The 24,142-nt window shown below is 55.5% G+C and carries 26 protein-coding genes, 4 tRNA genes and 1 pseudogene; 9 read left to right on the top strand and 22 right to left on the bottom strand.

Going from position 1 to position 24,142, the window contains the following annotated elements:
- Positions 1-3: 3 nt before the first annotated feature.
- From LKO31_RS00780 to LKO31_RS00755, 6 genes and pseudogenes are all read right to left on the bottom strand, one after another.
- Positions 4-672 carry a complex I 24 kDa subunit family protein gene (locus LKO31_RS00780; protein WP_227688170.1) on the bottom strand — a complete coding sequence of 223 codons (669 nt, stop codon included), beginning with the start codon at positions 670-672 and terminating at the stop codon, positions 4-6.
- Positions 672-977 (bottom strand): nuclear transport factor 2 family protein, encoded by a 306-nt coding sequence (locus LKO31_RS00775; protein WP_227688290.1) that lies wholly within the window; start codon positions 975-977, stop codon positions 672-674. Before LKO31_RS00775 ends, LKO31_RS00780 begins: the two co-directional genes overlap by 1 nt.
- Before the next feature lie 23 nt (positions 978-1,000).
- Positions 1,001-2,230, bottom strand: a complete 1,230-nt coding sequence (locus tag LKO31_RS00770) for an NADH-quinone oxidoreductase subunit D (protein ID WP_407699226.1) — start codon at positions 2,228-2,230, stop codon at positions 1,001-1,003.
- A 47-nt stretch (positions 2,231-2,277) separates the two neighbouring features.
- A pseudogene (locus LKO31_RS00765) lies at positions 2,278-2,889 on the bottom strand (NADH-quinone oxidoreductase subunit C); the annotation flags it as partial.
- Positions 2,889-3,443: a NuoB/complex I 20 kDa subunit family protein gene (locus LKO31_RS00760; RefSeq protein ID WP_320443464.1), complete on the bottom strand. Its 555-nt coding sequence runs from the start codon at positions 3,441-3,443 to the stop codon at positions 2,889-2,891. The pseudogene LKO31_RS00765 and the gene LKO31_RS00760, both read right to left, overlap by 1 nt.
- Positions 3,440-3,814 carry an NADH-quinone oxidoreductase subunit A gene (locus LKO31_RS00755; RefSeq protein WP_227688168.1) on the bottom strand — a complete coding sequence of 125 codons (375 nt, stop codon included), beginning with the start codon at positions 3,812-3,814 and terminating at the stop codon, positions 3,440-3,442. The genes LKO31_RS00760 and LKO31_RS00755 overlap by 4 nt, the downstream gene beginning before the upstream one ends.
- Positions 3,815-4,215: 401 nt before the next feature.
- On the opposite strand from LKO31_RS00755, the gene LKO31_RS00750 reads away from it, so the two are divergent.
- A complete protein-coding gene (locus LKO31_RS00750) occupies positions 4,216-4,713 on the top strand; it encodes a YbjN domain-containing protein (protein ID WP_227688167.1) in 498 nt (165 codons plus the stop codon).
- 143 nt (positions 4,714-4,856) lie between these two features.
- On the opposite strand, the gene LKO31_RS00745 is transcribed toward LKO31_RS00750, so the two are convergent.
- Entirely contained in the window at positions 4,857-5,675 is an 819-nt protein-coding gene (locus LKO31_RS00745; RefSeq protein ID WP_227688166.1) for an inositol monophosphatase family protein, read from the bottom strand.
- A 52-nt stretch (positions 5,676-5,727) separates the two neighbouring features.
- Here LKO31_RS00745 and LKO31_RS00740 point away from each other — a divergent pair, with 52 nt between their 5' ends.
- Positions 5,728-5,913 (top strand): hypothetical protein, encoded by a 186-nt coding sequence (locus LKO31_RS00740; protein ID WP_227688165.1) that lies wholly within the window; start codon positions 5,728-5,730, stop codon positions 5,911-5,913.
- Here the strand turns inward: LKO31_RS00740 and efp are convergent, their stop codons facing one another.
- Together efp and thiE are read right to left on the bottom strand one after the other, a co-directional pair.
- The gene (efp, locus tag LKO31_RS00735) at positions 5,914-6,477 is read right to left on the bottom strand and encodes an elongation factor P (RefSeq protein ID WP_227688164.1); all 564 of its coding nucleotides are present in this window, start codon (positions 6,475-6,477) and stop codon (positions 5,914-5,916) included.
- 173 nt (positions 6,478-6,650) lie between these two features.
- Positions 6,651-7,295 (bottom strand): thiamine phosphate synthase, encoded by a 645-nt coding sequence (thiE, locus tag LKO31_RS00730; protein WP_227688163.1) that lies wholly within the window; start codon positions 7,293-7,295, stop codon positions 6,651-6,653.
- 35 nt (positions 7,296-7,330) lie between these two features.
- Here thiE and LKO31_RS00725 point away from each other — a divergent pair, with 35 nt between their 5' ends.
- Entirely contained in the window at positions 7,331-7,765 is a 435-nt protein-coding gene (locus tag LKO31_RS00725; protein WP_227688162.1) for a hypothetical protein, read from the top strand.
- 63 nt (positions 7,766-7,828) lie between these two features.
- Here the strand turns inward: LKO31_RS00725 and LKO31_RS00720 are convergent, their stop codons facing one another.
- The 4 genes from LKO31_RS00720 to tkt form a co-directional block, all read right to left on the bottom strand.
- On the bottom strand, positions 7,829-8,719 hold the full coding sequence (locus LKO31_RS00720; RefSeq protein ID WP_227688161.1) for a fructose bisphosphate aldolase: 891 nt from the start codon (positions 8,717-8,719) through the stop codon (positions 7,829-7,831).
- Between the two features lie 153 nt (positions 8,720-8,872).
- Complete coding sequence (locus LKO31_RS00715) at positions 8,873-10,069, bottom strand: phosphoglycerate kinase (RefSeq protein WP_227688160.1); 1,197 nt, start codon at positions 10,067-10,069, stop codon at positions 8,873-8,875.
- Positions 10,070-10,168: 99 nt separating this feature from the next.
- A complete protein-coding gene (gap, locus tag LKO31_RS00710) occupies positions 10,169-11,176 on the bottom strand; it encodes a type I glyceraldehyde-3-phosphate dehydrogenase (protein WP_227688159.1) in 1,008 nt (335 codons plus the stop codon).
- Positions 11,177-11,236: 60 nt separating this feature from the next.
- The gene (gene tkt / locus LKO31_RS00705) at positions 11,237-13,204 is read right to left on the bottom strand and encodes a transketolase (RefSeq protein WP_227688288.1); all 1,968 of its coding nucleotides are present in this window, start codon (positions 13,202-13,204) and stop codon (positions 11,237-11,239) included.
- A 188-nt stretch (positions 13,205-13,392) separates the two neighbouring features.
- Here tkt and LKO31_RS00700 point away from each other — a divergent pair, with 188 nt between their 5' ends.
- From LKO31_RS00700 to LKO31_RS00685, 4 genes are all read left to right on the top strand, one after another.
- Positions 13,393-13,629: a hypothetical protein gene (locus LKO31_RS00700; protein ID WP_227688158.1), complete on the top strand. Its 237-nt coding sequence runs from the start codon at positions 13,393-13,395 to the stop codon at positions 13,627-13,629.
- On the top strand, positions 13,622-14,218 hold the full coding sequence (zapA, locus tag LKO31_RS00695) for a cell division protein ZapA (RefSeq protein ID WP_227688157.1): 597 nt from the start codon (positions 13,622-13,624) through the stop codon (positions 14,216-14,218). The genes LKO31_RS00700 and zapA overlap by 8 nt, the downstream gene beginning before the upstream one ends.
- 396 nt (positions 14,219-14,614) lie before the next feature.
- Positions 14,615-15,220 carry a 5-formyltetrahydrofolate cyclo-ligase gene (locus LKO31_RS00690; protein WP_227688156.1) on the top strand — a complete coding sequence of 202 codons (606 nt, stop codon included), beginning with the start codon at positions 14,615-14,617 and terminating at the stop codon, positions 15,218-15,220.
- On the top strand, positions 15,217-15,438 hold the full coding sequence (locus tag LKO31_RS00685; protein WP_227688155.1) for a DUF2842 domain-containing protein: 222 nt from the start codon (positions 15,217-15,219) through the stop codon (positions 15,436-15,438). Before LKO31_RS00690 ends, LKO31_RS00685 begins: the two co-directional genes overlap by 4 nt.
- Before the next feature lie 142 nt (positions 15,439-15,580).
- Here the strand turns inward: LKO31_RS00685 and LKO31_RS00680 are convergent.
- The 8 genes from LKO31_RS00680 to thyA all read right to left on the bottom strand — a co-directional run bounded on the left by LKO31_RS00680 (position 15,581) and on the right by thyA (position 22,391).
- A tRNA-Asp gene (locus tag LKO31_RS00680) sits at positions 15,581-15,657 on the bottom strand.
- 203 nt (positions 15,658-15,860) lie between these two features.
- Positions 15,861-15,937 (bottom strand) — tRNA-Asp (locus tag LKO31_RS00675).
- Between the two features lie 238 nt (positions 15,938-16,175).
- Positions 16,176-16,252 (bottom strand) — tRNA-Asp (locus LKO31_RS00670).
- 56 nt (positions 16,253-16,308) lie between these two features.
- On the bottom strand, positions 16,309-17,445 hold the full coding sequence (locus LKO31_RS00665) for an AI-2E family transporter (protein ID WP_227688287.1): 1,137 nt from the start codon (positions 17,443-17,445) through the stop codon (positions 16,309-16,311).
- Between the two features lie 243 nt (positions 17,446-17,688).
- Complete coding sequence (locus LKO31_RS00660; protein WP_227688154.1) at positions 17,689-19,035, bottom strand: dihydrolipoamide acetyltransferase family protein; 1,347 nt, start codon at positions 19,033-19,035, stop codon at positions 17,689-17,691.
- Positions 19,036-19,039: 4 nt separating this feature from the next.
- A complete protein-coding gene (locus LKO31_RS00655) occupies positions 19,040-20,068 on the bottom strand; it encodes an alpha-ketoacid dehydrogenase subunit beta (protein ID WP_227688153.1) in 1,029 nt (342 codons plus the stop codon).
- Entirely contained in the window at positions 20,065-21,360 is a 1,296-nt protein-coding gene (locus LKO31_RS00650) for a 3-methyl-2-oxobutanoate dehydrogenase (2-methylpropanoyl-transferring) subunit alpha (RefSeq protein WP_227688152.1), read from the bottom strand. The genes LKO31_RS00655 and LKO31_RS00650 overlap by 4 nt, the downstream gene beginning before the upstream one ends.
- Before the next feature lie 95 nt (positions 21,361-21,455).
- Positions 21,456-22,391, bottom strand: coding sequence for a thymidylate synthase (thyA, locus tag LKO31_RS00645; protein ID WP_265104490.1), 936 nt, complete (start codon positions 22,389-22,391; stop codon positions 21,456-21,458).
- Between the two features lie 142 nt (positions 22,392-22,533).
- On the opposite strand from thyA, the gene LKO31_RS00640 reads away from it, so the two are divergent.
- Entirely contained in the window at positions 22,534-22,962 is a 429-nt protein-coding gene (locus tag LKO31_RS00640; RefSeq protein WP_227688151.1) for a JAB domain-containing protein, read from the top strand.
- 111 nt (positions 22,963-23,073) lie between these two features.
- Positions 23,074-23,150: transfer RNA gene (locus LKO31_RS00635), tRNA-Pro, on the top strand.
- Positions 23,151-23,560: 410 nt separating this feature from the next.
- Here LKO31_RS00635 and LKO31_RS00630 read toward each other — a convergent pair.
- The gene (locus LKO31_RS00630; RefSeq protein ID WP_227688150.1) at positions 23,561-23,905 is read right to left on the bottom strand and encodes a hypothetical protein; all 345 of its coding nucleotides are present in this window, start codon (positions 23,903-23,905) and stop codon (positions 23,561-23,563) included.
- Positions 23,906-24,142 lie beyond the last annotated feature (237 nt).

Here is a 24,142-nt window from a genome sequence, read left to right as displayed (position 1 = left end):
CGCTTACCACTCCTTCCGGTAATCATGGTTGGCGTTTTGCATGTCCTTCAGCGTCGTCGGTCCGCCTTCTGGATCGGCCTTGTGGCGACCCGAATTTTGCGTGCCAACCTTGGGCTGACGACCAGCGGCCAGTTCTTCTAGGATATGGCTCATGCTGTCATAATCCAGATCTTCGAAATTATCGTCGTTAATCTGAACCATGGGCGCATTGGTGCATGTGCCAAGGCATTCCACTTCGGTCAGGGTGAACAGACCATCAGGGGTTGTCTTGCCCTTGACCATGCCGCGATTTTTACACGCCGCCATGACATTGTCGGAACCGCGCAGCAGGCACGGCGTGGTGCCGCAAACCTGCACATGGAAACGGCCAACGGGTGCCATATTGTACATGGTATAGAAGGTGGCGACTTCATAAGCGCGGATGAACGGCATATCGAGCTGGGCTGCGACATATTCGATCACCGGCACGGGCAGCCAGCCTTGGGTTTGGGTCTCGGCTCCAACCTGACGCTGGGCCAAGTCCAGAAGCGGCATCACCGCAGAACGCTGACGTCCGGCGGGATAACGGGCGATAACCGTTTTGGCGTTTTCGGCGTTTTCGGCTGTCCAGGCAAAATTGCCCCAGCGAGCGCGTACTTCGGCTTCATCGGGAATTTGGGGTGCGTCGGCCATTAGCGGACAAACTCCACGCGCGACACAAGGTCGTTTTCAAAAGTGTAAATCGACATGACCTCGAAAGGTTCTGCGTCGGACGAACGAAACACCTTTTCGTGCAGGGCGACATGGTTGCCCAATTCATAACCCGTCAGGATTTCGGCACGATTTTCAGGAAATTCCGCAAACATAGCCTTCAGGCCGCTACGCACGCCTTCCTTGCCATCGCGCACCACATCACCGCGATAGCCCGCCTCGGCGGCATCATCGGTCATCAGCGCGACATAGGCATCCGCATCCTGCGCATTATAATGCGCGATCATCTGCTTTGCGATTGCCAGCTTGCTCAACGGTCACACTCCCCGAACACGACGTCGATGGCACCGATGATAGCCGTGGTATCGGCCAGCATATGCCCCTTGGACATCATATCCATCGCCTGAAGGTGGCTGAATGCGGTCGGGCGAATTTTGCAGCGATAAGGTTTGTTGGAACCATCGCTGACCAAATAGACGCCAAATTCGCCCTTCGGGCTTTCGGTGGCGACATAGACTTCGCCAGCGGGAACGTGGAAACCCTCGGTGTAGAGCTTGAAATGGTGGATCAAGCTTTCCATCGATTGCTTCATTTCGCCGCGCTTGGGCGGCACGACCTTGCGATCGGTGCTGGCAACGGGGCCTGACGGCATTTCGTTGATGCACTGCTTGATGATGCGGGCCGATTGATAGACTTCTTGGACGCGCACCATGAAACGATCATAGCAATCGCCGCGTGTGCCAACCGGAATGTCAAAGTCCATCTTGGCATAAGCGTCATAGGGCTGCGATTTCCGCAAATCCCATGCAATACCGCTGCCACGGATCATCGGACCAGAGAAGCCCCACGCCAAGGCATCTTCTTTGCTCACGGTCGAAATATCGACGTTACGCTGTTTGAAAATGCGGTTATCGATAACCAAGCTCATGGCATCGCCGAACAGCTTGGGCAGACGTGTATCTACCCAATCTGCAATATCCACCAACAGCTTTTCTGGCACATCTTGATGAACGCCGCCGGGACGGAAATAGGCGCTGTGCATCCGCGCGCCCGACGCCCGTTCAAAGAAGTTCAGGCAATCTTCGCGCAGTTCGAACACCCACAGGTTCGGCGTCATCGCGCCAACGTCCATGACATGAGCACCGATGTTCAGCATATGGTTACAAATGCGCGTCAATTCCGCAAACATCACCCGCAGATATTGGCCGCGCTCTGGAACCTCTAGGCCCAGCAATTTTTCGACAGCCAGAACATAGCTATGCTCCATGCCCAAGGGCGAGCAATAGTCGAGGCGGTCAAAATAAGGCAAAGCCTGAAGATAGGTTTTATGCTCGATCAGCTTTTCGGTGCCGCGATGCAGCAGGCCGACGTGCGGATCGACACGTTCGATGATTTCGCCGTCCAGTTCCAACACCATACGCAAAACGCCGTGCGCCGCAGGGTGCTGCGGGCCGAAGTTAATCGTATAATTGCTAACGCTCAGGTCGCCAGCGGTTGAACCGGGGTCCAGCGGGCCATCAATGGGATAGCCTTCGAACATATCACTGCCGTGATGCTTGACGGTTACGGTTTCCGTCATGCTTTATCTCCTTCGGCCTTCTCATCGCCGGGCAGCACATAATCAGCACCTTCCCATGGCGACATAAAGTCAAAGCTGCGGAAATCCTGTTGCAAACGAACAGGTTCTTGCACGACGCGCTTTTCCTCTTCGGAATAGCGCAATTCGACATAACCGGTCAGCGGGAAATCCTTGCGCTGCGGATGGCCTTCAAAGCCATAGTCCGTCAAAATACGGCGCAAATCGGGATTGCCAGCGAACAACACGCCATACATGTCGAACACTTCACGTTCCAACCAACCCGCGACGGGCCAGATGTTGACGACCGTCGGCACCGGCGTGGCTTCGTCGGTGGTGACGCGTACACGCAGGCGGTGATTTTTCGTCACCGACAGCAAATGATAAACCACCTCGAACCGTTCGGCACGGTCCAGATAGTCAACACCCGCAATTTCCATCAGTTGCTGATATTCCAGCCGGTCGCGCAGCGCGACCATCACACCGCCCAGCGCATCGCGCTTTACGGTGATGCTGTCTTCATCAACGGCGAAAACATGATCCAGCAGATCTACACCCAATACGGACTTCAGATCAGCCGCAATCCCTGCCCGAGGGGCGATGAGGGGAGCATTATGGGCCATCAGCGTTCAATCGTCCCAACGCGGCGGATTTTCCGCTGCAACTGCATCACGCCATAAAGCAAAGCTTCGGCGGTCGGCGGGCACCCGGGAACATAAATGTCCACCGGAACGATGCGATCACAGCCGCGAACCACCGAATAGCTATAATGGTAATAGCCGCCACCATTGGCGCAGCTGCCCATCGAAATCACATATTTGGGGTTCGACATCTGGTCATACACGCGGCGCAATGCCGGCGCCATTTTGTTGCACAGCGTACCAGCAACAATCATCACGTCCGACTGGCGCGGCGAAGCGCGCGGCGCAGCGCCGAAACGCTCCATGTCATAACGCGGCATGTTCACATGGATCATTTCCACCGCGCAGCAGGCCAGACCAAAGGTCATCCACCACAGCGAGCCGGTGCGCGCCCACGAAAAAAGATCCTCAGCCGAGGTAACAAGAAAACCCTTGTCATTCACCTCGGCATTCAGATCATCGAAAAACCCTTGGTCCGGAGCAGTGCCGGGCGCAACCGGCATCTGACCGGGGGTGAGGATAGATGTATTGGTCATTCCCAATCCAACGCCCCTTTCTTCCATTCATAAATAAAGCCGACCAACAAAATGCCGAGGAACACCATCATGGCGCCCCAGCCAGCCCAACCAATCACATCCAGGCTAACAGCCCAGGGAAAGAGGAAGGCAGCTTCAAGATCGAAGATGATAAAAAGGATAGCGACGAGATAAAAGCGCACGTCAAATTGGCCACGTGCACTTTCAAATGCAGGGAAGCCGCACTCATATTCCGTCAGCTTTTCGGCGTCGGGCTGATGCGATCCGGTCAGCTTCGCCACACCCATCGGCAAAAATACAAATGCCGTGGATAGTGCCAGAGCTATCGCCAGAAAGATCAGAATCGGCAGATAATGCGTCAGATCGACCATGGGAACTCGCAGTCAAGTTTGTGCAATCATTGGGGTGAACTTCTTCACCCGATTGGACGCGCTTTAGGCCAGCTATCCCCTTCCCGCAAGCACTGAGGCCATGATTTTATCATCAAATGAGTGGATTATCGTGGCTAGATCGAAAAGTAGGCGCGAACCAACGCGTAAAATTCCACCGGCGTCGAATATCCTGCGGCCAACCAGCCATAACAACATAACAGCAAGGCAATGACATTTCCGCCACTTAGCCTTGGTGAGCGATACGCCTTGCGAAAAGCCATGACGTCGTGGAAACAGCAAAGACGCCCAATTTCGCTATCAACCAATTCCGGCAATCTATTGACGTAATATAAAAATATCTCTTTCTACCCTTTATCCTATGATCGATAAAAAGGAATGACATGCGCTCGCTCGTGACAAGGCTCTCCCTTCCCCTTTTGCTGGCGGCGATGGTTGGATCGCCAGCCGCTGTAGCCCAGACATGGGTTGATGCCAAAAATCCAAAAACTTTGTTTGCACTGGCCAAGGCCGAAGGCTTTGCCCCCGAAATAATTAACAAAAAAGGCGAGGCTCCGTCTTTTCGTATGTCGGTCAATGGCACCAATTCGCTGGTGCTGTTCATGGACTGCGACGATGCCAAGACCAATTGCAAGACCATCCAATTTTATGCGGGCTACAGCATCAGCGATGTGTTCGAGACCGATCGCATCAATCAATGGAATCGCAAAAAACGCTTTGCCCGCGCTTATGTGGATGACAGCGGAGACCCTGTCATAGAAATGGACGTCGATCTGGACTTCAACGGTTTGCCGCGTGAGAATATCGTCGAGTCTTTTGCCATCTGGAAGTCGCTAGTGAGCAGCTTTGGGAAATTTGTGAACGGCGAAGAGGCCGAATGACGGTTCGGGCAATATCCACCCGCCGATATATTCATCAATGACCCACATAAATAAAGGCCACCCACCCTATTGGTGAGCGGCCTTTATTTTTAGCGCGCCGCAGCCCCTTGCCTGTCAACATTTGGGCAAAGGCGGTTTTCAGATCAGGCGTTCCGCAGCGATCCGGCGATCAGCTTTTGCAGCTTGCTGTGCACAGCGCCGCTACCTGCGATCAACTCCTTACGCTCAACCGCGCGGTCGCCACCGCGATAATCGCTGACGAAACCGCCCGCTTCGCGCACCAGCAACATACCAGCCGCAACATCCCAGACATTCAGATCGCTTTCCCAAAACCCATCGAAGCGGCCCGACGCCACCCATGCCAAATCCAAGCTGGCAGCGCCAAAGCGACGCAAACCGGCCACTTCGGGTGCTACCGCGCCGAAAATGCGCGCCCATTGGCCCATATCGCCATGGCCCATGAAGGGGATGCCCGTGCCAATCAAACATTCGTGCAAATGACGGCGCGACGATACGCGCAAGCGGCGGTCGTGCAGCCACGCACCGCGACCACGTTCCGCCCAATAGCTTTCGTCGGTCACCGGCTGGTAAATCAGGCCAGAGGTAATATCCCCCCAACCACCGCCCAGCTTGGGTTCCTGTACCGCGATGGAAATCGCAAATTGCGGAATGGCGTGCAGGAAGTTCGACGTGCCATCCAAAGGATCGACGATGAAACGCGGCTTGCCGGGTTCCCCCTCAATCTCGCCCGCTTCCTCCATCAAAAAGCCCCAGCCCGGACGAGCATGGCTCAACTCTTCGTAAAGGGTGCGTTCCGAGGCCTGATCAGCCTTGGTCACAAAGTCGGCGGGACCTTTTTGCGAGACTTGCAGATGTTCGATTTCGCCAAAGTCGCGGCGCAGCTTGGCACCAGCCTTGCGCGCTGCGCGTTCCATGACGGTAATGATGCCGGAAATGGCCATGATCAATCCACTCGCTTGTTAAAATATATAATCGCATACCCATAAAATAGGCATGTATAAGACCAAAATGTCGGTCCCAATGGCGGGGCCTGATTGGCATCCCTTGGCGCTATGGCTGAGCAACAGGCCTCCCGCCCTGCCTGTTCCGCCGCCCGCGACCAAGGGCGATAAAGCAAGGCCGCCAACCGCGCCGATTACCAAATTTGGTAAGATGAGCGGCAAGCGGCCAAAATCTTAATTAGTCGGCGCGGCGCACATATTCGCGGTCAGCCACATTCACAACAATGCGGGTTCCGCTGCTGATGTGCGGCGGCACCATCACGCGCACGCCATTGTCGAGGATCGCGGGCTTGTAAGACGAAGAGGCCGTCTGACCCTTCACAACCGCGTCGGCTTCAACGATGGTGGCTTCAATATTTTCGGGCAGTTCCACCGAAATCGGGCGTTCTTCCCACAGTTCCAGAACCACTTCCATGCCATCTTGCAGAAAATCGGCGTCGTCGCCAATCACTGCCTTGGCAATGGTGATTTGTTCATAGCTATCTTTGTCCATGAACACGAGATCCGTGCCTTCGGCGTAAAGATATTGGAAATCTTTGGTTTCCAGACGGACTTTTTCGACCGTATCGGCGCTACGAAAGCGCACGTTGGTTTTGCGGCCATCAATCAGGTTCTTCATTTCAACCTGCATATAGGCGCCACCCTTGCCTGGTTGGGTGTGCTGAATTTTGGCGACCTTCCAGATGCCACCTTCATATTCAAGAATATTGCCGGGACGGATTTCAACGCCGGATATTTTCATCGCGCACACTCTCTAGAACAAAGATGGAAAGAGCAGCCAGCGCATTGCGCGCTGGATCAGAAGGCGGGCCAATAGACGGCCTCGCCCAAAATGGCAAGATGCTTGACCGCCAAAAACGTTCAAGCATCAGAGCCGCCCATGCCCGCAAGGGCTTGGGCGGATGGTCATGGCCGTTATAGTTCGCGCGGCGGCGCGGCGGCGAAAATTTCGGCAAAGGCTTTGACAGCCGCAGCCGGACCGTCGGGGTGGTTCCATACACCGCCCGAAACAGCCAAAAAGTCTGCGCCAGCTTCCACCAAAGCCGCCGCATTATCCACGGTAATACCGCCAATGGCGACGCAAGGCAGTTCAAACAAGCCCTGCCACCATGTCAGCAATTCTGGGTCGGCATAGACCTCCACCTCTTTGGTGGTGGTGGGATGAAAGGCCCCAAATGCGACATAGTCCGCGCCAGCATCGCCCGCCTCCATCGCCAAATGGCGGCTATTATAGCAGGATATGCCAATTTGCGTGTCGGGCCCCAATGCGGCTCGCGCATCACGCGGGTCGCCGTCATCCTTGCCCAAATGCACGCCGTCCGCGCCGACGCGCTTGGCCAAAGCCACATCGTCATTAACGATGAACGCCACATCATGGTCCGCGCAAATGGCGCGCAGCGGCGCGGCCAAATCGGCGGCTTGGTGCTGGGTCAATCCTTTGACACGGAACTGAAAAGCCGCAACGGGGCCAGCCGTCAAAGCGGCAGTCAGGCGTTCGGGGAAATCTCCGCCCACATCTTGCGGGGAGATCAAATATAATTGGCAGGAATCTGTGGTCATGCAGCGTTCATAGCGATGGAGTGATGGTGCCGCAAATGATGAAAGCCCCCCTTCCCCTCGTCGCTGGCGCTTTTTTGCCCATAACCCTGTTGCTGGCAGGCTGTGCCAGCGGCAACACGCCGCTGGCGACACCCAACCAAGCCGCAGCCATTCTGCCCCAAGCGCAGGATATGGCATTGGGCCAGCGCGCTTATGCAGATGGTCCGATTATCGAAGCCGTAAAGATTTTAGAAGATAGTCGCTGCCCACAAAATGCGCGCTGTGTGTGGGCGGGCCGGTTAAAATTGGCGATGATTTGGCATCGCGGAAATGGGCAGGCTTTTCCCTTTGAACTGACGTTGGGCGAAATCACGCATATCGCCGATGGACATATTGAAATCACCGCCGCCACGCCGCCATCCCTTGCAGGCGAAGAACCAGTGAAGCCGCAAGATTATCGTTTTTCTTTCCGCTTTTCGGGCGGATATTAAAATGAAACAGCCCCGCTAGCCTAGGCCAGCGGGGCTGTTATCAAAACTGATCGATGCTTGAAATTATGCGACCGATGCCGCGTGAATTTCGTCAATCGCACCGCCGAGCGAGGCGTCAAATTCGTCATCGCTCATTTGTGCGCGTAGATCCGACAGCAGGGCGCGGCTGAAGCTGGCGATGATGCCGGGGTTTTTGGCCAGCTCTACGCACGCTTCGGCACGAGCGAAACCGCCCGACAGCGCCACGACGCGCAGCACCTTGGCATGGTCAACCAGCGGCTGGAACAGGCCAGCTTCGGTCGGCAGGCTGAGCTTCAGCATGACTGGTGCGCCAGTCCATGCATCCAAAGCCGCCAGCAATTCGGTCAGCAAGATACGATCCGCAGCGTCGCGTTCCACGCTCTTGATGTTCACTTCTGGTTCGATCATCGGAACCAAGCCATGCGCGGCAATACGGGCAGCTTCTTCAAACTGCTGCTTAACGATCGCCTTAACGCCAGCTTCGTTCGCCAGGTTCACAACGCTGCGCATCTTGGTGCCGAACACGCCCTTGGCAACCGAGCGAGCGCATAGTTCGTCCAGCGTGGGGTTGGCCTTCATCAATTGGACGCCATTGGCTTCGTCCTCAAGGCCCTTGTCGACCTTGATGAACGGAACCACGCCGCGTTCCCACAGCAAGGCAGGAACCGACTTGCCGCCAGCTTCACCGTCCATGGTGCGTTCGAACAAGATCGCACCGATGACCTTTTGACCATCAAAGCAAGGCGCGGTCACAATGCGGCTGCGCATTTGGTGGATCAGGGCGAACATTTCTTCTTCGTTCGCATAGGCATCTTCATCAACGCCATAGCCCTTCAATGCCTTTGGCGTAGAGCCGCCCGACTGGTCGAGTGCGGCAATGAAACCTTGTCCCGATTTAATCTTTTCCATCATCGCGGCATTGGGGGTTGTCATAACGTCTCCGTGGCTGTGCATACGTATGTTGTGCGGGCGCATAGCATGACCAGTGCATGATGCAACCGGCCTGTTGATCTTTTGCGCTGGCGCTATGAAAAAAGGCCCGCCTTTTGTTCAGCGGACCCTTTAATTCTATGGGCAAATGGGGTTTCAGGCCTTGAGCGCGTCAACGCCGGGCAAGGGCTTGCCTTCCATCCATTCCAAAAATGCGCCGCCTGCGGTCGACACAAAGCTGAATTGGGCCGCAACACCGGCATGGTTCAGCGCCGCCACCGTATCACCGCCGCCCGCAACGGAGGTCAGCGATCCGTCAACGGTCAGCGCGGCAGCGGTTTTGGCCAAGGCGACGGTTGCCATGTCAAAGGGCGGGGTTTCAAAAGCACCCAGCGGGCCATTCCATACCAAAGTGCGGCAGTTTTTGATCGCATCGCCCAAGGCTTCGACGGCGGCGGGGCCAACATCGAGGATCATTTCATCTGCGGCCACTTCATGCACATTGACGGTGCGCGTTGGTGGGTTGGGCGCGAATATTTTTGAAACCACCACATCATAGGGCAGATGGATGGTACAACCCGCCGCATCCGCGCTTTCAAAGATCGCATTGGCCGTGTCGATCAAATCATGTTCGCAGAGCGACTTGCCGACATTCACGCCGCGTGCGGCCAAGAAGGTGTTGGCCATGCCGCCGCCGATGATCAGATGATCGACTTGGCCGACCAAATTGCGCAGCACGTCGATTTTTGACGATACTTTTGCGCCGCCGACAACGGCGGCCACCGGATGCACCGGCGCGCCCAGTGCAGCGTCGAGCGCCTTGAGTTCCGCTTCCATCGAGCGGCCAGCATAAGCGGGCAGACGGCGCGCAATGCCCTCGGTCGAACCATGGGCACGATGCGCGGCCGAGAAAGCGTCGTTCACATAAAGATCACCGATTTCCGCCAAAGCATCGGCGAAAGCAGGGTCGTTGGTTTCTTCGCCGGGGTTGAAGCGGGTATTTTCCAAAATTGCGACGTCACCAGCGGCCAACACGGCCACGCCAGCCTTGGCCCCTTCCCCAACGCATTCGGGAATGAACATCACGCCGTGCCCCAGCACATCTTCGACACCGCCGACCACCAAGGACAGCGATTGCTTGGGGTCTTTCGCGCCTTTCGGACGGCCAAAATGGGCCAGCAACAACACGATAGCACCCTTGTCCGACAATTCCTTAATTGTCGGCATGGCGGCGCGAATGCGCGTATCGTCTGCAACCGCTCCGTCATTCATCGGGACGTTCAAATCGACGCGCACCAACACGCGCTTGCCATGAATGTCACCAATATCGTCGAGGGTTTTAAAGCTAGCCATTATCTTCATCCGTTTCCCGAAAGCCGGAGCTATTCCTGATATGGCGATGCCCTCCGACGCCAAAAGCGCCAGAGGGCAACACCGATAGTCTTGCTGATCTTAGAGCAGCTTGCCGATCACGCCAGCGGTATCAACCATGCGGTTCGAGAAACCCCATTCATTGTCATACCAGCTCACCACGCGAACCAGCTTGCCTTCCAGCACGGTGGTTTCCAAGCTGTCGATGGTCGACGACGCTGGGCAATGGTTATAGTCGATCGAAACCAGCGGCTCGTCCGAATAATCCAACACGCCCTTCAGCGCGCCTTCCGAAGCATCCTTCAGCAGCTTGTTCACTTCTTCCACGCTGGTATCGCGAGCTGGCGTGAAGGTCAGGTCAACCAAGCTGACGTTCGGGGTGGGAACGCGGATAGCCGAACCGTCCAGCTTGCCCTTCAATTCGGGCAGCACTTCGCCAACAGCGCGGGCTGCGCCGGTGGTGGTTGGGATCATCGACATGCCAGCAGCGCGGGCGCGGCGGTCATCCGTGTGGATTTGGTCGAGGATTTTTTGGTCGTTGGTATAGGCATGAACCGTGGTCATCAGGCCGCGTTCGATACCGATGGCGTCGTTCAGCACCTTGGCAACCGGAGCCAAGCAGTTGGTGGTGCACGAAGCGTTCGACACGATTGTGTGTTCTGCAGTCAGCTTGTCATGGTTCACACCATAAACAACGGTCAGATCCACGCCCTTGGCAGGAGCCGAGATCAGAACGCGCTTGGCGCCAGCGTTCAGATGCTTTTGTGCGCTGTCACGGTCGGTAAAGAAGCCGGTGCATTCCAAAGCAATATCCACGCCCAATTCGCCATGCGGCAGGTTCGCAGGATCGCGTTCCTTGGTGACGCGGATTTGCTTGCCGTTGATCGTCAGCACATCGCCGTCTGCCGATACGTCGCCAGGGAATGCGCCGTGAACGCTGTCGCGCTTGAACAGCAAAGCATTGGCCTTGGCATCAGCCAAATCGTTGATGGCGACCAATTCCAGACCGCAATCGGGGCGTTCCAAAATTGCGCGTGCCACCAAGCGGCCAATGCGACCGAAACCGTTAATTGCGACTTTTACTGCCATGTTATTCTGTCCTCTTGATGAAAGAGTGGGTCAATGAAGGAGTGGGAGGCAAAGGCCGGCTTATGCGCCGACCTTGGCCAAGATTTTGGGTGCAATTTGGTCAGCGGTCAGGCCGAAATGACGATAAAGATCATCAATCGGGGCCGACGCACCAAAGCTGTCGATGCCGAAGCGCAGACCGTCACGACCCGTATAACGTTCCCAACCAAAGGTCGTGCCCGCTTCGATAGAAACGATCAGCGCATCACGCGGCAGGATATCGGCTTGATATTCGCCGCTTTGTTCGTCGAACAATTCGGTCGATACCATCGACACCACATCCGCGCCAATGCCAGCGGCTTCCAGCTTGTCTGCGACTTCGCGGGCCAGCGACACTTCCGACCCAGTGCCGAGCAACACGACCTTGCGGGCAGCATCGGCCGTTTTAACGCGGTAAGCACCCTTGACCGACAGGTTCACGCGGGCGTCATCGCGGAAGGCAGGCAGGTTCTGACGGGTCAAAGCCAGCAAGGTCGGACGATCTTTTTGTTCCAGCGCAATCGCCCAGCATTCCGCCGTTTCCACCGCATCGGCGGGACGCATCACCAACAGGTTCGGCATCGCACGCAGCGATTGGATATGCTCGATGGGCTGGTGGGTTGGGCCATCTTCGCCCAAGCCAATGCTGTCGTGTGTCATCACATAGACAACGCGCTGCTGCTGCAAAGCCGACAGACGGATCGCGCCGCGGCAATAGTCCGAGAACACCAAGAAGGTGCCGCCATATGGAATGATGCCGCCATGCAGCGCCATACCATTCATCGCCGCCGACATGCCAAATTCGCGAATGCCATAATAGACATAGCGGCCCGAATAATCATCCTTGCTGAATGGCGCGGTTGATTTGGTTTTGGTGTTGTTCGAACCGGTCAAATCGGCGCTGCCGCCAATCATCGATGCGATATCGGCGGTCAATGCACCCAGCGCATTTTCCGATGCTTTGCGCGTTGCCACATTGGGCTTGTTCGCGGTGATATCCGCCAGATAGGCTTTGAAATTTTCACCAGGGGTTACATCACCCGAAAGCTGAGCTTCAAAGGCCGCCTTTTGGTCAGCCGATGCCAAACGAGCTTTCCATTCGGCGTGCGCAGCCTTGCCGCGTTCACCAAAGCCAGCCCAAGCGGCCTGCACATCCGCAGGCACCACAAAGGCTTCGAACGTCCAACCCAATTCGCTGCGCGTCGCAGCGATTTCATCGGCGCCCAAAGGCGCGCCGTGGGTTGCCGATGTACCCTGCTTGTTGGGCGAACCATAGCCAATAACCGTGCGGCAAGCGACCAACGACGGACGCGGATCCGCCAAAGCTTCGTCAATCGCGCGGCGGATGTCCGCAGCGTCATGACCATCGCAGGCCACAACATGCCAATTGGTGGCGCGGTAACGGGCTTGCACATCTTCGCTGGTCGACAGGTCGGTCGAACCATCGATGGTGATGCGGTTATCGTCCCACAGCACGATCAAACGGCCAAGGCCAAGGTGACCTGCCAGACCAATGGCTTCGTGGTTGATGCCTTCCATCAAGCAGCCATCGCCCGCGATTACCCATGTGCGGTGATCGACCAGATCATCGCCATAGGTCGCGTTCAAATGCCGTTCGGCCATCGCCATACCAACGGCGGTGGCAATGCCCTGCCCCAGCGGACCGGTGGTGGTTTCGACGCCTTCCAGCTCGAAATTCTCGGGATGGCCAGCGCAAGGGCTGGTCAATTGACGGAAATTCTTAATGTCGTCGATGGTCGGACGCGCATAGCCCGCCAGATGCAATGTGGCATAGGCCAGCATCGAACCATGGCCCGCCGACAGAATAAAACGATCGCGGTCGGCCCATTTCGGCTGGGTCGGATCAAATTTCAAATAATCCGAATATAACACAGTGGCGACATCGGCCATGCCCATCGGCATACCTGGATGTCCGCTGTTGGCGGCTTGGACGGCGTCCATAGCAAGAGCGCGGATCGCATTAGCGAGCTGGCGTTCGGGCAGTGTCATAATTCCCCCGGTCATAGGCTGGGCTGCATAAAGGTGCCGCCGCGCGGGAGGCACCCGTTCGTTGCGACAGCCCTTTGGCGTGATAGGGACAGGAGTCAACCTTCTGTGGCACCAGATTTGATAAAAAGCGCCCATATCTTGTGTTTCAGATGATTGCTTAGGGTCCAACTCGCTGCTAGGCGATCAATATGGAACTCGACATCGATGAATCCAGCCTGGCCATCAGCCGGATTGAACGCGCCCTAAGCCGCATGGAAGATACATTATCTCTGCTGGCGAGTCGCGCGCCCGAATTGCCGCTTGGAATTTCCGGCGCGAACACTGCTGCAACACCGTCCCCCGAAGATTCGGCGCTACTTCGCCAAGAAGTGGTCGCTGTAATCGCCGAATTAGACCGCCTGATATCGGAGGCTGAAAATGGCTGACGTCCGTTTGAACATTGCTGGCCGCCATTATGATGTCCACTGTTCGGACGGTCAGGAACAACAATTGCTGACCCTAGCGGCAATGGTGGATGAAAAAGCCGCCGGCGCTGTTGGAACGACGGAAATTCGGCAATTGCTTTTCTCCGCTCTCTTTTTGGCGGATGAATTAAAAGAAGCCCGTGCTGGCATCCCGAAAAATTCCCCAGAACAGGATGAATTGCGCAGCAAATTGGCCCAAGCCGAAGCGCAAGAGCAAAAATTGGCGGCGGATTTGGCTGCCATGACCCAAGAAGCACAGCGTCTGCGCGAGCAAAGCATTACACAGGTTCAGCAATTGGCCGACACCCAAGCCGCGCTTCAGGCCGCTCATGTCGCCCTGACCGAAGCGGAAGTGGCCGCAGACAACGCCGCCGAGCAAGCCGAGGCCGCGACCCAAGCCTTGGCCGAAGTCCGCGCCGCAAACGCAGCAAGCGCAGCAAACGCAGAGAATGACGGGGCACCAGCCACGCCGCCCATCCCTGCACAGATTTTATCGGCCTTGGCGGACCGTGTTGAGGCTTTGGCCGACAAGTTTCAATCCTTAACCTGAACAGCCGCGTGCGAAAATCCTGTCAGGATCAAGGCTCCGCCCGACAATATCGACGCCGCCCACATCTAAGCCCTTGAGCTATGGGGCCATCCCGCCTACATAGAGGGAGGCGGGAACTGCTCGGCACGAGCCGCTGCGAAAATCCCTGAGGCGATACATCTATCCACGGGAGCTGTCCCTGCCCGGGCCCTGGCCCGACGTACATGGCGCCCACCTGACGTTACTGGCGTCAGAGGATCTTCCGGAAAACGACCCATAGTGGTCCCGCCACCCTTTCCCCATCCAGTCCGCGCACACATCGCTTCCCTCCGGCCTATTTGGCCGACCAACAGGGATAATCCCGCAATTGGCAGCAATCATCTGGACAGCCGCGGCGCAAGCGCGCACAGCGACGGGATGGAGAGCGAAAGCGATATGGACGGCATCTTGGCCGAAAAAGCCCGATTGCGGGAACGGCTGCGTTTTCGGCGGCACCATTTCACCGCCAATCTGGACGGCATGGCGGCCCTGACAGCCTTTCGCACCCTGCCCGCACCGCTTTATGACGTGATAAACAGCGGCGACCCCATTGTCAGTGCTTATGCCGCAACGAACGGCGAACCAGATATTCTGCCGCTGATGCGCGAATTTGTGCCGCTTGGCCGGCTGGCCATGCCCTTTCACGCGGCGCGCGACGAGCATATGAGCTTTCGGCTGTGGAACATCGGTGACGCCCTAGAAAAAGGGCCATGGCGGACGCCGCAGCCCAGCCCAGACAGCACAGCCACGACACCCGATATCCTATTATGCCCGTTGCTGGGCTTTGACCGCTCGGGCGGGCGCTTGGGCCAAGGCGGCGGCCATTATGATCGATATTTTGCAAAAAATCCAAATGCCTTACGCATCGGAATCGCATGGTCCATTCAAGAAGTGGATCAAATCGCCTGCGAAAGCACCGACATGCGCCTAGACGCGATCCTGACCGAACAAGAATATATAGACTGCGGGGAACGAACGACATGAACCAAGAACAGCCACAACCAAGCTGGCGCAAGCCCGCTGGAATTTTCATGATCCTCGCGCTGATCGTCATTTGGGCCGTGGCGATTGGCAGCCTGTCGCCATGGGTCGGTGAATGGCCCATTTTGGTTCAAGCGCTTTTCTATTTGATAACAGGTGTTTTGTGGATCATGCCGCTGAAGCCATTGCTTCGCTGGATGGAATTGGGGCGCTGGCGTTAAACGCCAGCGCCACCATCATAGCAACCGAAACCCGCCGCCCACCTATGCCCGCAAAAGACGCATAAACTAGCTGACAGCAATTTATCAAAAATTTTTGGGAATTGTCCGAGCAAATAACAATCGCCACCCTTCCAAGAAGGAGTGGCGCGAGTGACGGGACTCGAACCCGCGACCTCCGGCGTGACAGGCCGGCGCTCTAACCAACTGAGCTACACCCGCTTTGTTTGCGGTAAACAGGCCTCTAGGGGCGGGCACAACATCTGTCAACAGCGGAAAATGCCCTTGCAAAGAAAAGAAAAAATTCCGGTAACACAGGCAAGAATAGGCCCAGAAATCATCCGATCAGGCTTTACGATATATAGCGTATGAGATGTAGAAGAATGCGCTTCTGCGCTGCGCCAACTCACTTGCATTTCAAGGAGTGGCGCGAGTGACGGGACTCGAACCCGCGACCTCCGGCGTGACAGGCCGGCGCTCTAACCAACTGAGCTACACCCGCTTTGTTTGCGGTAAACAGGCCTCTAGGGGGGGACGCTTCATCTGTCAACGGAGCAAAAGCATTTTTTGAAAAATATTTAGATACCGGACACTTAGCCCGAAAAATCTGCCGCCCTCATGCGCAAATCCCTCGCCCACGCAGAAGCAAGTGACGGGCCGCCAAGGCCAATCTGAGAATGTATAGATGAGGATTAAACCAGCGAAATCGGAACAGGAGTGCGCCATTCTTGTTCAAAGAATGGCGCGAGTGACGGGACTCGAACCCGCGACCTCCGGCGTGACAGGCCGGCGCTCTAACCAACTGAGCTACACCCGCTTTCGCTGTGGTAGGGCGCATCTATGCTGAGGCTTGCGCCCTGTCAATCAGGAGTTTCAAAAATCCGTATCTTTCAACTGATCGCGGTCGAAATCCTTACCGGTCAAGGTGCCGCGCTCGAACAGAAAACCCGCGAAATCCGGCGTTCCTGTCGACCGTAATATTGTTTGCATAATCAACAACAACGGAACCGCCAACAAGGCCCCTGCGGTTCCCCACACCCAGCCCCAAAAACTGAGAGATACCAGAATCAACAGCGGATTGATGGTCAGACGGCGTCCCAATATCGTCGGGGTCAGTATATTCGCTTCGACCAGATGAACCGAAATGAAAATCAGGGCGGGCAACATCGCATAGCCCACCGCATCAAAGGTCATTAATCCGCCCAGTCCCAACAGCACGGATGCGACAATCGGCCCCAAATAAGGCACAAAGTTACACAGCGTAACAATACCGCCCCACATGAACGGCGATGGCATCCCCAACGCCCACAATAATAACGCGACGATCAAGCCCAGAATCGCGTTGATAAAGGTGATGATCGCCAAATAATTGGCGGTGACGTCGACCACATTTTGGATCATGCGCGCCGTCTGCATCGCGCCATCAAAGCTGCCGCGCCGCCGGATGGTGCTTTTGCGCAGACGCGTCCAACCCGCCAAAAAGAAAAAGATCACCAATATAGCGAAAAATAATTGAATGGCCGCCGCCGGAGCCGTGGAGATTGCATAATCAATGATTGAAGACGGCGTGGTGGCTGCCACAGCCTGTGCGGTAGCCTCTGTCCCGCTAGCGACAAAAAACAATGTCTTTTCAACGAAGTCTTGCAGTGACGCGTAAAAATCAATCAGCGGTGCCAGATTATTTTGAATGCGTGGTATCGAACTGGGGATCATCGCAAACCAGTCCGTCGCTGGTACAACAATCACGGCCAGTGCAACGTTGGTCAGCATCAGAAAGGCGAAGGTAGCAACAAAGGCCGCGAGCGCAGAGGGCAAACGGCGGCGTTCCAGCCATTCGAGCAATGGCACCAAGGCGACCGAGATGACCAGTGCCGCCGTCAACGGCATGAAAAACTCTTGCCCCGCCTTTAAGGCAAAGGGCAAAGCGATACAAAATGCAGCCCCAACAGTCAGCGCCAAAGCCGCCAGCAATCGGTCACGCCGCAGGTCATCATCCGCAATTTGTGCCAACGAATCGCGCGATGGTGCATCTTGTTGATCAAGACCGGTTGGATCGCCCACGCACCACTCCCCTCATTGGAACTGCCGTCCTAATAAACCGACACCCCATTTCATGCTAGGATAATAGTGATTTGGCGCAAAGAAGGGCGCGCGAAAAAGAAGAGCGCGCGAAAGAAATTGCCCCCTTCCGCGCGCCCATCATTTCATCGGGTCATGCCGACATAGTTTATCAGCACGGTGATCGGTAACGCATCACAAGGAGAAAAGCTGGACTGGCTTTTCGATCAGCCGCTTTAGTGCCTGCACAAAGCTGGCCGCGTCCCAACCATCCACCACACGGTGATCGCAGCTAATGGACAAGTTCATCAACTTGGCTTTGCGAATTTCCTCCACGCCTTGCGCGTTGGTGACAAATATGGGCCGTTCAACGATCTTATTTGGCCCGATGATCGCCACTTCGGGACGATTGATAACGGGCGTGGTGGCAATTCCGCCAAGCGGCCCCAATGAAGTGATGGTCAATGTGCCCCCGCCCATTTCCTGCGGTGCAATTTTTCCATTGCGCGCAGCATCGGACAACCGCCGGATTTCATTGGCCAACTGCCATATATTTTGGGCCTGCGCATCGCGGATCACCGGCACCATCAGGCCCCCGTCCGTCTGCGTCGCCATGCCCAAATGCACAGCGCCATATTGGGTGACAACACCGCCTTCATCATCATAACGGGCGTTGATCATCGGGAAATCGGCGACGGTGCGGCAAATGGCAGCAATTAAAAAGGGCAACATCGTCAGCTTGGGACGATCGCCGCGCACATCGTTTAAATCCGCGCGCAGCGCCTCCAGTGCCGTGACGTCGATTTCTTCGACATAGGTGAAATGCGGAATAGCCCGCTTGGACGCGGCCATATTCTCGGCAATTTTCCGTCGCATCCCAATCACTTTAATGGGATTATCTGCGCGAGGAGCTGCTGTTTGCGGGGCATGATAGCCCTGCCCGCTGCCATAACGCAGAAAGGCATCCAAATCAGCATGCCGAATGCGGTCGCCCTCGGCCTTCACTTGGCTCAGATCGACCCCCAAATCCTTGGCACGCGCCCGCACGGCTGGTGACGCCAGAACATGGCGCACGGCCCCAATCGCGGCTTGCGCGCGCTCACCCTCTGTATGGACTGCTGCAGGGATGGGAACAGCTTCTGCCGTAGTTTCTCCCTTGGCCACTATTTCAACCGCATGAGCGTCCTGCGCTGGCGCGGCCTGTGGTGCCGATATCATTTCGGCATCGGATATCACCGCGCTCGTTTCAGCAGCTGTTTCGGAGCGCTGATCACTTTCCGCGTCATCCGTCCCATCCGCACCCTCCACACGAATAACCGCGAGGGTGGAGCCGATAGGGATCATGTCCCCAACCTCGCCCGCCAATTCAACAACCACACCCGTCACAGGGGATTCCATTTCAACAGTGGCCTTGTCGGTCATCATGTCGGCCAATGGACTATCTTCGTTAATCACGTCACCCACGGCGACATGCCAAGTGACGATTTCTGCTTCAGCGATGCCTTCACCGATATCCGGAAGGCGAAAGGAATACAGACCCATAGAATCAGTCCTTCAAAATCTTTTTAACTGCAGTCGCGATACGAATGGGGCCTGGAAAATAAGCCCACTCCAGACTGTGCGGATAGGGTGTGTCAAAACCAGTGGCCCGCTCAACGGGCGCCTCCAAATGATAGAAGCATCGTTCCTGCACCAATGCCGCCAGTTCGGCACCGAAACCGGAAGTTCGTGTCGCTTCATGGACAATCAGGCAGCGGCCGGTTTTTTGCACCGAACGTTCAATCGCCTCAATATCCAAAGGCAACAGTGACCGCAGGTCAAGGATTTCGGCGTCCACGCCCATTTCCTCTATGACGGTTTTCGTGACATGCACCATCGCACCATAGGTCAATATGGTCAGCGCCTCGCCCGCGCGAACGGTTGCGGCCTTGCCCAACGCGATCTTATAATAACCCTCTGGCACTTCTGCTTCGCGGTGCCGCGACCAAGGTTCGACAGGACGATCATAATAGCCGCTAAATGGCCCATTATAAATGCGTTTCGGTTCCAGAAAGACCACCGGATCATTGTCTTCGATGGCGGCAATCAGCAACCCCTTGGCGTCATAAGGACTGGACGGGATCACCGTTTTGACACCGCAAATATGCGTCATGATGCTTTCGGGGGATTGGCTGTGCGTCTGCCCACCGAAAATGCCGCCGCCAAAAGGCGTGCGGACCGTCATCGGACAAATGAAATCGGCCGCGGAGCGGTAACGAAGGCGCGCCGCCTCACTGACCAACTGGTCTAGGCCCGGATAGATATAGTCCGCAAATTGAATTTCCGGCACCGGACGCAAGCCATAAGCGCCCATACCAATGGCGACGCCAATAATGCCGCATTCGTTAATCGGCGTATCGAAAACGCGGGTTTTTCCGTGCTTTGTTTGCAAGCCCGCCGTTGCGCGAAAAACGCCGCCAAAATAGCCGACATCCTCACCCATCACCACGACATTTTTGTCGCGTTCCAACATGACGTCCATGGCGCTGTTGATCGCTTCGATCATGTTCATCGTTCGCATCGTATCGCCCGTCATGCTGGTGTCCAATCTGGCCCGAATTTCGCTACACGCTCTGCCAGCATTTGCTCGCGCTGTTCTTTCAGGTGCCACGGCAACTCTTCGAACACGTCGTCGAACATGCTTTCAAATGGCTGGTGCATGCCATGCCCCAAAATACCAAGCTTTTCTGATTGTTTCTGGTTCGACTTTACCAAATCTTCTAGCTCAGCATATAGCGCCTGATGGCGATCCGCATCCCATGCCCCGATTTCTTCTAGATGCTGGCGCAATCGCGCAATCGGGTCACCGAGCGGCCAAGCGGACGCTTCTTCTGCTGCGCGATAAGCACTGGGGTCATCGGATGTGCTATGCCCTTCAGCGCGGTAGGTAAAATGCTCAATCAAGGTTGGCCCTTGGTTGGTACGCGCCCGTTCCGCTGCCCATGCCGTGGCGGCGTAAACAGCCAAAGCGTCATTGCCATCAACGCGCAGACCAGCAATGCCATAACCAATAGCGCGCGCCGCAAAGGTTGTGCGCTCGGCCCCCGCAAATCCCGAGAAGCTGGAGATGGCCCATTGATTGTTGATGATATTAAAGATGACCGGTGCATTATAAACGGCCGCAAATATCATGGCAGAGTGGAAGTCACCTTCCGCCGACGATCCTTCGCCGCACCATGCCGTCGCAATACGGTTATCGCCGCGTGATGCCGATGCCATCGCCCAGCCCACAGCCTGCGGATATTGCGTCGTTAAATTTCCAGAAACGCTAAAAAAACCGCATTCTGGCGCGCTATACATAATCGGCAATTGACGACCGAGCAGATGATCGCCGCGATTGGAGTAGATTTGGTTCATCATCTGAATGATGGGATATCCGCGTGTGATCAAAATGCCTTGCTGGCGATAGCTGGGAAAGCACATGTCCGCACGGTCCAGCGCCATGGTCGAAGCAACGCTCGTCGCTTCCTCGCCCGTCGCCTTCATATAAAAGCTGGTTTTCCCCTGACGCTGGGCCCGAAACATCCGATTATCAAATGCGCGCAGCAGCATCATAGAGCGGAGCATCTGCAATAAGCGATCAGGCGACAAATGCGGGTTCCATGACCCGGACGCCCGACCATCAAAATCCAAAACCCGAATCAGACCATATGATAGGTCCCGAATATCATCCGGTTTTGCCGCTTCGGACGGCCTTACCATCGCGCCCACGGGCGGGACGTCGATATCCCCAAAATCTGGCGTGTCGCCCGGACGATAGCGCGGTTCCGGAACATGCAAGGACAGCGGCGGCAAATTATGTGCCGCGCGGGGCGGGTCGTCAGCCATAGGTTTCCACTCCAACGCGAATCAACGCGCAAACAGTTATATTTCAATACTAGGACATAATATTTCAACCTATCTTATATGACAATATAGCAAAATCAGATCGCAACAGGAGCAGCGATATGTTGAAGCGGATTATAATCTTCAACCACAAAATCGCTGAATTGATATGAGAATATATCATCCGCTTTGCGGATTATGCGCATTTTCGGGGCGCCTGAAGGGGTTCGTTTCAATTGCTCCTCCACCAATTCGGCATGGTTGAGATACAAATGAACATCGCCGCCAGTCCACACCAATTCATGGGCGTGCAGGCCCGTTTGGTCTGCGATCATTCGCGTCAGCAACGCCGCCTCGAATATATTAAACGCAAAACCCAGCCCAAGGTCGCAAGACCGCTGGAACAACAGACATGATAGCCCGCCATCGCTCTGCACATGAAATTGATATGTCATATGACAAGGCGGCAAAGCCATTTGCGATAATTCCGCGACATTCCAACCCGTAAAAATGTGACGGCGCGATGCAGGGTTGGTTCGTAGCGACGAAATCAATTCGACAATTTGATTATATCCTTGATCGGAACGACGGAATAATCCCTGCCCCGCATCTTCATATCGCGGCCAATTCACCCATTGCGCACCATAAACAGGGCCCAAATCACCCCATTTCCGCGCAAACTCTGCATCATTGACAATATTTTGTTCAAAATCAGCCAAGGACATATCATCATCGGTTTCGGCACGATATTTTTGATGAGGCCATTCGGTCCAAATCCGCACACCCTGCTGAAGCAGCGGGCGAATATTGGTGTCTCCGCTCAAGAACCACAGCATTTCGCGCAGGGCCGTCTTCCAATAAACACGCTTTGTCGTCAGCAACGGAATCGAATCATCCCGCAGCGAAAAACGCATAGTTTCCCCGAAAAGCGAGCGCGTCCCCACGCCTGTTCGGTCCCGTCGTTCGTCCCCTTCGTTCCAAATGCGACGCATGAGATCCAAATATTGATCTTCGTAATGGACCAGCTGAGACAAAGAAACCTCCAGAAAATTCAATCAATAAGATCGTCACGCACCATCAAAATGGCACAAGCAGCGCATCGAACCCGATGCCAATTCCTCCGATATGGCGCAATCCCTGCTTGGGCCGTGCGCATGTTGAGCGCAAGGCGAAGCGATGTCCACACCAGCCTCCGCCATAGCAAACAGCGCCAGCCCGAAAAGCTTGGGTTTCATCGAGCGCGATCAAGAAAACAGCATCGCTCATGATCTGATTCGCCCTTATTTTCAGGACGATCATGAACTATTTCTGCTGCTGGCCTTTGACGCCATGGGGCGATTGGTCCGCATGCAGCAAGCCAACAGTCAGTCCCGCCTTCATTGCATCATACCACTATCATTGTGGCGCAATATATTGGGGAACGAGGTTCGAAGCGTCGTCATGGCCCACAATCACCCCTCCGGCATTGCGTGGCCCAGCGGCGGCGACCGACAGACCACATTGCGCGCTGCAATCATGCTGGACCTATTGGGTATCCGCTTGGGTGATCATCTGATTTTTGTGAAGAATGGCCATTATAGCTTTCAGCGCGCCGGATTGCTGTGACACAATAATTTGCACCTCCGCGCCACTTTCCGTCTTGCAGTTCATATACGCCCCGCCTAAACGGCAGCCCTGCCTCGGCGCCAAAGCACAGACTAAGGCGCCAGCATCGGTCGGGGAATAGCTCAGCCTGGTAGAGCACTGTCTTCGGGAGGCAGGGGCCGGAGGTTCGAATCCTCTTTCCCCGACCAACTTAACAAGCTGATCTACTAAAGAAATTCATCTAGAAAATCCCTCTATTGACTGCTCTCAAATGGCAGGGAAACGCTGGGGCAATGCCCTTCTATTTCTAGAATAATCTGCTCTGCCACAGCCAAAGCGGCCCCCAAATTGGCAAGGTCTGACGACGCAGAAAGGTCCGAGATATCGGCGCGCAAATGGATCGTCACCGTGCGACCGTGCGCCCAACCTTCTCCATCAAGTCACCGTTAGCGATCCATCAACCAGTGGGGCCATCGGCGGCACCGGATTAGCTGTGCCCGCTGTCAACTCACGCTGATCCACCCACGACGATTGACAAAATCTGAATTGGCTCAATGAAAATGGCGCGATACTCGGTATCGCGCCACCAAAAATCGTTACTGCGCTTAGCGCCTGCCAATCACGCAAGCGCACCATTGCGCTTGTTTGCACTTGGACTGGACACATAGGATTGCGGGGTCACCGGCACAACCACATCGCCCTTCAAACCATCAATTGCGGCGATGGGCGCGACATCGGCCATGCTTTCCAGCAATTCAATGGCCTGTTGACGGCGGGATTCTGGGATACGCTCAAACAATTCCATGACAGGCGACGCTTCTTCGCCAAACAAAAGCCATCGCAGCGACACGCCAGCAGCAACCGCAACTTTTTGCAGATTATCGGTCGTCATGCTTTGGGTACGGCCCGTGCAATATTTATGAACCGCACTGTCAGACAAGCCTGCGCGGACCGACACACTCACAAATGTAAGCGTATCACTTTGTTCGATTAACTTTCGAAGCCTTTGCCTCGTATCCATATTCTGCCCCCCGGCTTGTAAAAAGGCCACCTTACTGCACGATAGCAGCAAATGTTCCTGAAACAGGCGTTAGCAACTTGATTACTTTTTACTAGCGTAAATTTAGTCATTTATGTTCAAATTGGCTAGAAACACGGATCAAAATGTTAAATTTGCTAAAAACTTTCTTAGCCAAGTCGG

The sequence above is a fragment of the Sphingopyxis yananensis genome (assembly GCF_020687785.1).
Classification (GTDB): domain Bacteria; phylum Pseudomonadota; class Alphaproteobacteria; order Sphingomonadales; family Sphingomonadaceae; genus Sphingopyxis; species Sphingopyxis yananensis.
Note: the sequence above shows the minus strand (reverse complement) of the source record. Positions and strands in the feature narration are given on the sequence as shown.

What these genes read in the sequence shown, in the direction of transcription:
- LKO31_RS00780 (WP_227688170.1), bottom strand. Translation starts at nt 672, where the DNA reads ATGGCCGACGCACCCCAAATTCCCGATGAAGCCGAAGTACGCGCTCGC.
- LKO31_RS00775 (WP_227688290.1), bottom strand. Translation starts at nt 977, where the DNA reads ATGATCGCGCATTATAATGCGCAGGATGCGGATGCCTATGTCGCGCTG.
- LKO31_RS00770 (WP_407699226.1), bottom strand. Translation starts at nt 2,230, where the DNA reads ATGTTCGAAGGCTATCCCATTGATGGCCCGCTGGACCCCGGTTCAACC.
- LKO31_RS00760 (WP_320443464.1), bottom strand. Translation starts at nt 3,443, where the DNA reads ATGACCAATACATCTATCCTCACCCCCGGTCAGATGCCGGTTGCGCCC.
- LKO31_RS00755 (WP_227688168.1), bottom strand. Translation starts at nt 3,814, where the DNA reads ATGGTCGATCTGACGCATTATCTGCCGATTCTGATCTTTCTGGCGATA.
- LKO31_RS00750 (WP_227688167.1), top strand. Translation starts at nt 4,216, where the DNA reads ATGCGCTCGCTCGTGACAAGGCTCTCCCTTCCCCTTTTGCTGGCGGCG.
- LKO31_RS00745 (WP_227688166.1), bottom strand. Translation starts at nt 5,675, where the DNA reads ATGGCCATTTCCGGCATCATTACCGTCATGGAACGCGCAGCGCGCAAG.
- LKO31_RS00740 (WP_227688165.1), top strand. Translation starts at nt 5,728, where the DNA reads ATGTATAAGACCAAAATGTCGGTCCCAATGGCGGGGCCTGATTGGCAT.
- efp (WP_227688164.1), bottom strand. Translation starts at nt 6,477, where the DNA reads ATGAAAATATCCGGCGTTGAAATCCGTCCCGGCAATATTCTTGAATAT.
- thiE (WP_227688163.1), bottom strand. Translation starts at nt 7,295, where the DNA reads ATGACCACAGATTCCTGCCAATTATATTTGATCTCCCCGCAAGATGTG.
- LKO31_RS00725 (WP_227688162.1), top strand. Translation starts at nt 7,331, where the DNA reads ATGATGAAAGCCCCCCTTCCCCTCGTCGCTGGCGCTTTTTTGCCCATA.
- LKO31_RS00720 (WP_227688161.1), bottom strand. Translation starts at nt 8,719, where the DNA reads ATGACAACCCCCAATGCCGCGATGATGGAAAAGATTAAATCGGGACAA.
- LKO31_RS00715 (WP_227688160.1), bottom strand. Translation starts at nt 10,069, where the DNA reads ATGGCTAGCTTTAAAACCCTCGACGATATTGGTGACATTCATGGCAAG.
- gap (WP_227688159.1), bottom strand. Translation starts at nt 11,176, where the DNA reads ATGGCAGTAAAAGTCGCAATTAACGGTTTCGGTCGCATTGGCCGCTTG.
- tkt (WP_227688288.1), bottom strand. Translation starts at nt 13,204, where the DNA reads ATGACACTGCCCGAACGCCAGCTCGCTAATGCGATCCGCGCTCTTGCT.
- LKO31_RS00700 (WP_227688158.1), top strand. Translation starts at nt 13,393, where the DNA reads ATGGAACTCGACATCGATGAATCCAGCCTGGCCATCAGCCGGATTGAA.
- zapA (WP_227688157.1), top strand. Translation starts at nt 13,622, where the DNA reads ATGGCTGACGTCCGTTTGAACATTGCTGGCCGCCATTATGATGTCCAC.
- LKO31_RS00690 (WP_227688156.1), top strand. Translation starts at nt 14,615, where the DNA reads ATGGAGAGCGAAAGCGATATGGACGGCATCTTGGCCGAAAAAGCCCGA.
- LKO31_RS00685 (WP_227688155.1), top strand. Translation starts at nt 15,217, where the DNA reads ATGAACCAAGAACAGCCACAACCAAGCTGGCGCAAGCCCGCTGGAATT.
- LKO31_RS00660 (WP_227688154.1), bottom strand. Translation starts at nt 19,035, where the DNA reads ATGGGTCTGTATTCCTTTCGCCTTCCGGATATCGGTGAAGGCATCGCT.
- LKO31_RS00655 (WP_227688153.1), bottom strand. Translation starts at nt 20,068, where the DNA reads ATGACGGGCGATACGATGCGAACGATGAACATGATCGAAGCGATCAAC.
- LKO31_RS00650 (WP_227688152.1), bottom strand. Translation starts at nt 21,360, where the DNA reads ATGGCTGACGACCCGCCCCGCGCGGCACATAATTTGCCGCCGCTGTCC.
- LKO31_RS00640 (WP_227688151.1), top strand. Translation starts at nt 22,534, where the DNA reads ATGTCCACACCAGCCTCCGCCATAGCAAACAGCGCCAGCCCGAAAAGC.